8 protein-coding genes and 1 pseudogene are annotated in these 8,733 nt (G+C 38.5%); 1 reads left to right on the forward strand and 8 read right to left on the reverse strand.

The genetic code is table 11. The annotated features are described in order from the left end of the window. The 3 genes from QZ620_RS12470 to QZ620_RS12480 all read right to left on the reverse strand — a co-directional run. Window positions 1-923, reverse strand: a 923-nt coding sequence (locus tag QZ620_RS12470) for a S8 family serine peptidase (protein ID WP_295182164.1), incomplete at its 3' end; no start/stop codon positions are given. Window positions 924-948: 25 nt separating this feature from the next. Then, entirely contained in the window at window positions 949-2,163 is a 1,215-nt protein-coding gene (gene mnmA / locus QZ620_RS12475; RefSeq protein ID WP_295182167.1) for a tRNA 2-thiouridine(34) synthase MnmA, read from the reverse strand. An 84-nt stretch (window positions 2,164-2,247) separates the two neighbouring features. After that, window positions 2,248-2,658 (reverse strand): lipocalin family protein, encoded by a 411-nt coding sequence (locus QZ620_RS12480; RefSeq protein ID WP_295182170.1) that lies wholly within the window; start codon window positions 2,656-2,658, stop codon window positions 2,248-2,250. Between the two features lie 186 nt (window positions 2,659-2,844). On the opposite strand from QZ620_RS12480, the gene QZ620_RS12485 reads away from it, so the two are divergent. Further along, on the forward strand, window positions 2,845-3,855 hold the full coding sequence (locus QZ620_RS12485; RefSeq protein WP_295182172.1) for a fasciclin domain-containing protein: 1,011 nt from the start codon (window positions 2,845-2,847) through the stop codon (window positions 3,853-3,855). Window positions 3,856-3,927: 72 nt separating this feature from the next. On the opposite strand, the gene yidC is transcribed toward QZ620_RS12485, so the two are convergent. The 5 genes and pseudogenes from yidC to QZ620_RS12510 form a co-directional block, all read right to left on the reverse strand. Then, entirely contained in the window at window positions 3,928-5,781 is a 1,854-nt protein-coding gene (gene yidC, locus QZ620_RS12490) for a membrane protein insertase YidC (RefSeq protein WP_295182175.1), read from the reverse strand. Window positions 5,782-5,826: 45 nt separating this feature from the next. Further along, window positions 5,827-7,467 (reverse strand): CTP synthase, encoded by a 1,641-nt coding sequence (locus QZ620_RS12495; protein WP_295182178.1) that lies wholly within the window; start codon window positions 7,465-7,467, stop codon window positions 5,827-5,829. 111 nt (window positions 7,468-7,578) lie between these two features. Next, complete coding sequence (locus tag QZ620_RS12500) at window positions 7,579-7,815, reverse strand: DUF3820 family protein (RefSeq protein ID WP_141877230.1); 237 nt, start codon at window positions 7,813-7,815, stop codon at window positions 7,579-7,581. After that, on the reverse strand, window positions 7,816-8,184 hold the full coding sequence (locus tag QZ620_RS12505; RefSeq protein ID WP_295182183.1) for a response regulator: 369 nt from the start codon (window positions 8,182-8,184) through the stop codon (window positions 7,816-7,818). Further along, window positions 8,181-8,733 (reverse strand): annotated as a pseudogene (locus tag QZ620_RS12510) (histidine kinase); the annotation flags it as partial. The gene QZ620_RS12505 and the pseudogene QZ620_RS12510, both read right to left, overlap by 4 nt.

Consider the following 8,733-nt stretch of genomic DNA (forward strand, 5'->3'; position numbering starts at 1 on the left):
GCCATATTGGCTCCTCTGGAAATAAAACTTGTCTGCCCATCCATATCTTCCGGAATATAACTATAGGCCGGGTTATCGTATAGAGTGTATCCCAGAGAAGTGTTAATAATATCGACGCCCAGACTATCAGCTCTCTCGGCTGCCTCCACCCAATAGGCTTCCTCAACTGGAGTTTCGGTAGCCGAAACTTCAGTAACAAAAAGATAATAGGCAGCATCTGGCGCAGTGCCTACGTAAAGATTCTCTCTAAAAGCAGCCATGGTGGAAAGTACCAGTGTACCATGATTATCCAGGGTGCTTGCGGAATAATCCCCTGATCGATTTGTGAAATCATAGCCTCCCAGTAAATTGTCGTTGTTCCTTAAATTCTCAAATGACACCAGAGAATTAACATTTGGAAAACCAGAGTCCATCACGGCGATGATCATTCCATTTCCTGTGAGATTCTGCTCATGTAAATTCTGAAGATTAAGCATTCTGACCTGATTGGAAGTAGATGCATAATTGAAATCTATTTCTGTTTCAAGCTTATTCTCGTTAATTTTAAGTGGAATGCTTTGACTCCTGTTAGAAAGTTCTTCGAGGAACTGGACATTAGCAACATGATCCAGACTTTCTAAAATCTCAATTGAATTTCGTTCACCTATTACATAAACGCAATTAAACCATTTGGATTTAGCCTTTATTTCGAAACCAGATCTTGCTTTAAGATCGCTAATAAAAGGTTCATGAACCGGAACATCAAGAAAATCAATGGTTGTTCCTCTCAATAATTTACGCTCGTAAGCTCTTTCAGAAAAAAGATTTGCGGGAGTTTCGAGTGCATCAACGGCATTAGGTTTGTTTGTAAAATAAACCAAAGCATGATCCTGCGCGAAAGCACAACTGGAGATAAAAAAGACAAGTAGGAATATTCTTTTCATAGCAAACTGCCGGCAGGCAAGTAAGTTACGAAATTACCCCAGAACCCAGCAGTTCATCTTTACTATACCATGCTACAAACTGACCTTCGGTAATAGAAGCTTGAGGTGTTTCAAAAACCACATACAAACCATTTTCGGTTTGATGTAAAACTGCTTCCTGCAAAGGCTGGCGGTAACGAATTCGAGCTTTAACTTTCATTTCTTTACCAATTCCTAAAGCCAAATCCTGGCGAACCCAATGTACTTCATCATTTGAAATGAACAAAGCCTGCCTGTAGATCCCGGGATGGTTTTTGCCCTGTCCCGTATAGATCACATTTTCTTTAACATCGGTATCGATCACGAATAAAGGTTCCGGAGTACCACCCACAGCGAGACCTTTTCTTTGTCCTTTTGTGAAATAATGCGCACCTTGATGATTTCCTACAACCTTGCCCTGATCTTTATGATAATTGTATTTTTTAGAAAGATATTGCAGTTCCTCTTTTTTAATTGAAAAGCTCAATTCTTCCTCGTTATAAACACTGTCTTCGGAAGAGACCTCTACAATAACCCCTTCTTTGGGTTTTAATTTTTGCTGAAGAAAATCCGGAAGTCTTACTTTACCAATAAAACAAAGTCCCTGAGAATCTTTTTTATCAGCAGTTACCAGATCCTGTTCTGAAGCGATCTTTCTTACTTCAGATTTCTGAAGTTCTCCAATAGGGAAGAGGGTTTTAGAAAGCTGATCCTGGGTTAACTGACAAAGAAAATAAGACTGGTCTTTATTGGAATCCATTCCAGACATAAGCTGGTAAATGGTTTCTCCATCCTTCTCAAATTCAGATTTGCGACAATAATGACCGGTAGCGACGTAGTCTGCACCCAGAGACAGCGCGATCTTCATAAAAACATCGAACTTAATTTCTCGATTACAAAGTACATCTGGATTTGGAGTTCTACCTTTTTCATATTCGTTGAACATATAGTCAACGATACGTTCCTTGTATTGTTCGCTTAGGTCTACGGTTTGAAATGGGATCCCTAGTTTTTCTGCCACTAGCATCGCGTCATTGCTATCATCCAACCAAGGGCACTCATCTGAAATGGTTACCGTATCATCATGCCAGTTCTTCATAAAAAGACCTATCACTTCATATCCCTGCTCTTTCAACAGGTATGCTGAAACACTGGAATCTACACCTCCAGACAAACCAACCACTACTTTTTTCATAGGTATCTTAACTTTTCTTTGACTCACATAAGAGTCGGATAAGAAGCTGCAAAATTACGAAATAAAAAAGGGTAGCGAAAGCTACCCTTTTCAATAAAATTTTGGTGCGGATTATTTTTCGAAGACAACCTCAAAACCAGGTAAATCTGAAGTTGTGAGTATAAAGCTATTTTCACTGATGAAATTGACATTTCCGGTTGTCCTTTCATCTATATAAGGTAAAAAGAATGTGTAATTATCACCTCCTTCGTAAGTCCAGTTACCTGTATTCTCACTTTCTAATTCACATTCCGAATCTGAACTTTGATAAAATTCTGAGACTGAACTTCCATCCTGATTAAATTGGATAAATGAGTCTTGATTACAAGTATCCAGAAGATTGCTACCTCCAATTGGTCTCACGCTTTGTAGATACCAAGTACCAATTATTTGACTTCCGTCATTATCTACTCCTGCATCATCGTCATCACTACAGGAAGCAAGGATTCCTGTAAATAGTAATAATATTAAAATCTTCTTCATAAATAGGTATTTAGGTTTCTCAAATATAAACAAAGTTAATTCGAATTCATGGATTGATTTAATCTGTAAATGATTGAATATCTTAAAACCAACTGTTTAATGAATTTTAACAAAGATTAAACAGAGTTATGAAAAATTCAGTAGTAGATTTATGTGATCAAAAATTTTAACTAAAAATCAAATGATATGAATTCAATTCTCAAAAACTCAAAAATTAGTATTCTATTGCTGGCAATCTGCTTCAGTTTTACAGCATGTGATGAAGACGATGACTTCATGACTTCAGATGATGTCATGGAAACTCCAGACCCAACAGATGATGTAGTAGAATCCAATACTATTGCAGATTTTGTGGTTGCTAACGAAAATTATTCATCACTTTTAGCCGCTTTAGAGGCTACTGGTTTGACCTCTACTTTTACAGGAGATGATGTTTATACCGTTTTTGCTCCAGATAATGATGCTTTTGCTGCTTTCCTTGATGAAAATGGATTTGATGCCCTGGAAGATGTGCCAACAGATGTTCTTACGCAGGTTCTTTTGAATCATGTACAAATGGGGGAGATCATGTCTTCAGATCTATCTACTGGCTACATAGAAAGTATGTCTACAGCTGGACCTGATGGTGAAAACCTAAGTATGTATATCAATACTGAAAATGGGGTGGTTATTAATGGTGTAAGTACTGTTGAAACTGCAGATGTTGAGGTGGATAACGGTGTGATTCACGCTGTAAGCAATGTGATTAGATTACCTAATGTGGTAACTTTTGCACTTGCAGATCCTACTTTTGATACTTTAGTTGCTGCATTGACCAGAGAAGATTCTTATACTTTTGTATCCACTCTACAAGCTTCTGATTCTCCAGCGCCTTTTACTGTTTTTGCCCCTACAAATTCAGCTTTTGGAGATCTTTTATCTGAGCTAGAACTTGAGGAACTTGGAGATCTTGATGCTGATACGCTGGCCACAGTGCTTAGCTACCATGTTCTAATAGATATGAATGTAACTTCAGATGAACTTGAAGATGGTATTATAATAACCTCGCTTCAGGGTGAGGATTTCACCATAAATCTTGGTGATACTGCAACCATTACTGATGCAAATGGAAGAACTTCAACAATCATCGCTACAGATGTTCAGGCTACAAATGGAGTGATTCATGCGATTGATACTGTTATTTTACCTACGCTATAATCGAAACTCAAAACTAAGAAAAAAGCCTCCGCATTTGCGGAGGCTTTTACATTAATTATATTTCAGAAGAAATTATTTACCCTTTTGTTTCTTTTGCTGCTCTTCAGCCTGCTCCATCATTTCCTGGAACTTTCGTGTGAACTTATTCTGTTTCTTAGGTTTTTTCTTGTTTTCCTGAATTTTCGCATGAATCTTATCTTCGTCTACGATTACATATTTTATCACTAACATGATTCCAATCGTAATTAGGTTCGAAGTAAAGTAATACAAGGAAAGTCCACTCGCAAAGTTGTTGAAGAATACCAACATAAATAATGGAGAAAGGTACATCAGGAACTTCATATTAGGCATTCCTGGTTGTTGATTCGCCTGCATGCTTTGTCCGGTAGTCATCATCATGTAGATAAATATTGCTACAGAAGCAAGTATCGGGAACAAACTTACATGATCTCCATAGAACGGGATATGGAAAGGAAGTTCTGCGATCACATCATAACTGGAAAGATCGTCTGCCCATAAGAAACTTTTCTGTCTAAGTTGAAATGCACTCGGGAAGAACTGGAATAACGCGTAGAACACCGGTATTTGCATAAGCGCTGGCAAACATCCACTCATAGGACTGGCGCCTGCTTTGCTATACAGCTTCATGGTTTCCTGCTGCTTTTTCATCGCATTATCCTTGTACTTCTCATTCAGCTCATTGATCTCAGGTCTTAAGATCTTCATCTTAGCCTGTGATAAATAAGATTTATAAGTCACCGGAGAAAGAACAATTCTAACCACGATCGTCATGGCAATAATTGCCAGACCGTAACTTGGAAGAACGCCTCCTAAAAATGCAAAGAATGGAATGAATAGATATTTATTGATCCATCCAAAGATTCCCCAACCTAGCGGAATAATTTCATCCAGGTTTCTATCATAATCATTCAGGATCTTATAATCTGAAGGACCATAGTACCAGTTCATGTTGTAGTTAAGTTCCCCAGCCTTTAGTTCCAAAGGAATGCTGGAAGCGAATGTCTTGGTATAAACGGTGTCGATCTCTTCGTCTTCAACAAGATTCTCTACTTCGAAACTTGCAGTTGCAAATGGTGTATCCGTAAGTAAAATAGAGGAGAAGAAATGTTGCCTGTAAGCGATATAACTTATGTCCTCATCGTCGTCATCACCATCACTTAAACTGTCATCATCACCACCGTCATATTCCCAAATAAGATCAGTGTACTTGTTCTCATATGAAATACTCTTCGCATGACGGTATCCTTTCAATTTCCAATCAAGTACAGGTGTTGCTGAAGAATTCAATACACCGGTTAGTCCTTCTGAACGTACGCTGAAATCCAGCATATATTCTCCCGGTCTCATCGCGTATCGGTATTCCAGGTACTCATCTTCTGAAACCTTTAGTTTCATAGATAGGATCTGGTTTCCGTTATTTTCAGTTAACTCCGGTTCAAAATACAGGTTTTCAGTATTAAGAGTTCTTCCATCAGTAGTGTTTAAACTCATATTCATGGAAGCGTTTCCATCCTTGATAAGGTATACTGGAATCGAATCGAAAGTCTTGAAATTCTTCAGTCTGGCTTCTTCAATATAACCACCTTTATTAGAAATCTTTAATTCCAGTAGATCGTTTTCTATTGTCGTAGAACCTCCTTTTGCAGAAGACAGTGTTTCAGAATATCCAAAAGCACCCAGACGTTTTTGAGCATCTACAAGAGCGGTCGAGTCGCTTGCTGGGGTAGCTGTGTTTTCTTCGAATTCAGGAGTCGTTTCCTGATCTCTACTAATATTTTCTTCCGTAGTTACTTCATCTACGACCTCCGCTTCGTCTGGAGTGTTATTGTAAAGCATCCAGAGAAGGATACCACCAATTAAAATAAATCCAATGATGGATTGGACATCAATTTTCTTTTCTTCCATTACTTAGTATTGCTTAATCTACCCAGTCAAATAAACGACCAGTTTCTATTTCTGCGCCATTTTGGCACTTTGTCTCTTTTCTGAATATTCCAATGCAGCTTTTACAAAAGAGACAAACAATGGGTGTGGACTAGCCACGGTACTCTTATATTCAGGGTGATATTGAACACCAACAAACCATGGATGGTCTGCGAGTTCAATCACTTCCACCAGTTTTGTTTCTGGATTTATACCGGTACTTAGCATTCCTGCATTTTCCAGTTGTTCCTTATATTGATTGTTGTATTCGTAGCGATGACGATGTCTTTCTGAAATCATGTCTTTCCCGTAAGCGTCATGAATTACAGACTTCTTACTCAGTTCACAATCCCACGCGCCAAGTCTCATCGTACCACCTTTATGTGTAACTTCTTTTTGGTCTGCCATAAGATCGATCACCGGATGCTTGGTATCAGGATCCATTTCAGAAGAATTCGCACCTTTTAATTTAAGCACGTTTCTGGCAAACTCGATGACAGCCATTTGCATTCCCAGGCAGATTCCTAAGAATGGCATATTGTTTTCACGAGCAAATCTCACCGCATCGATCTTTCCTTCGATACCACGTTCTCCAAATCCTGGTGCAACCAGAACTCCGTCAAGATGACTTATTTTATTGTGGATCGTACTGTCGTTTATAAATTCTGAATGAATGTATTCTACTTTTACCGAAACTTCGTTCTCGGCGCCAGCATGGATGAAAGATTCCAGAATAGATTTATAAGAATCCTGAAGTTCAACGTATTTACCAATAAGTCCAATATGTACTTCAGCCTTGGGATTCTTATGTCTCTTTAAGAATTGATTCCAGCGATCAAGGTTAGGAGTAGAGTCGGTAGGGAGATCCAGTTTTTTCATGGTCACTGTATCCAGACCTTCCTTGAGCATCATGTTTGGCACATCATAGATTGTTCGCGCATCGATACTTTGTATCACAGCTTCCTGTCTCACATTACAAAAGATAGCAAGCTTTCTTCTTATATCATCTGATAGTTCATGCTCGGTTCTACATACCAGAATATCGGCTTTGATACCACTTTCCATCAATGTTTTTACACTATGCTGAGTTGGTTTGGTTTTCAATTCTCCTGCAGCAGAAAGATATGGAACAAGGGTAAGGTGAATTACCAGAGCATTATCATCGCCAAGCTCCCATTTTAGCTGTCTTACAGCTTCAATATATGGTAGAGATTCAATATCACCTACAGTTCCTCCAATCTCAGTGATCACAATATCGTAATCTCCATTCTTTCCAAGGATCTGTATTCTTTCCTTGATTTCATTGGTGATATGAGGAACTACCTGTACTGTTTTTCCTAAAAATTCACCACGTCTTTCTTTCTCAATGACGCTCTGGTAAATTCTTCCGGTAGTAACATTATTTGCCTGGGAAGTATTCACATTGAGAAAACGCTCATAATGGCCAAGATCTAGATCTGTTTCAGCTCCATCTTCAGTCACATAACATTCTCCGTGTTCGTAAGGATTTAAAGTTCCCGGATCTACATTAATATAAGGATCCAGTTTCTGAATAGTTGCTCTAAAACCCCTAGCCTGTAATAATTTCGCCAGAGACGCGGCAATAATTCCTTTTCCAAGAGAGGAAGATACACCGCCTGTGACGAATATATACTTGGTATTGGCCATTTTAAGTCGTGTTTGTTGTGTTGTTATTCAGGGCGCTAAATTACAAAGAAGAATAGAAAAACCGCTTACTTTGAAGTTCTAATCTTAAGAGGTTTTTAACAGGAGAGGATCCTATTTTCTGGGGCGGGGATAGCGCATTCGAATTTGTCTTAAAAGGCCCTCGAGACTATTAACTTTCAATTCGTAAACCTGTTGCATCTGGTCGCCAAGTTTTCCCTGCGGAAATCCTTTTTGTCTAAACCATACATAATATGGTTCGGGGATATCTGAAAGATAGACACCTTTATATTTGCCAAAATGCATCTGGGCATAGGCTAATTCCAATAATTTTTGAGGATCTGGTTGCAATCAGGAAGCTTTTAAAAGTCTCGAAAGTTCGGAAAACTTCTGCTTATTCATGGGCTTCACCATATATTTAATTACTGCCGGATAATCCTTAGCCTTATCTACATCGATCTTACTGGTACTTGATGTAAGAATGATGATACGGTGCCTGCAATTCCTGCTCTGTAACATCTCCAGAAACTCCCAGCCGTTCATTTCTGGCATGTTTAGATCCAGAAAGATTATTGCATCACTGTCTTCAGATACAAACTCCATAGCTTCACGCGGGTTCGTAAAATCTTTTACAGTACCCTGATATCCCTCGATTTCAAGAAGTTTCTTGGTAATAAAATTCGAAATTGGCTGGTCATCTACCAGGTAGATCTTACTCATAATTCTTCAGCTTTTAAAGCCACTATTTCTTTGGTTGCCATTTCCACTACTTCGTGCAAAACCTCATCGAGTTCGTTAACAGTCGATTCCAGTTTTGGCATCATTTCACTTTTAAATGTTTCGGTATCCACTAGTTCTGCCAGCTGTACAATACCTTGTATTCTTGACAAAGGTTCACGAACGTTATGTGCATTTAAGGCTGAGATATGAAGCAGCTTCTTATTTTTTTCGGCAATAGATTCGGTTCGTTTATTGATAGTCTGCTGTTGATTTTTTACGATAGTTTCGATTTGCTCATTCTTAAGCTTAATGGTCTCATAAGCTTCGGTTAAATTTTTATTCTGAATAGCGAGCTGCTTCTTAATATAGATCTCGTTGAACTTAGATTGTATGCAATCAACTACCAGCTTCAGAATATCAATATCTCCTACTGAAAATATCATTTGTTGATCGGCTAACAGGGATACTATCACCTTTGAATCGGTTTTATCAAATGACCATCCCCAGAGTACCGGATCAAATAGATCTGACCTTTCTACTTTGTTTTCT

The organism is uncultured Christiangramia sp. (genome assembly GCF_913046405.1).
Lineage (GTDB): Bacteria > Bacteroidota > Bacteroidia > Flavobacteriales > Flavobacteriaceae > Christiangramia > Christiangramia marina.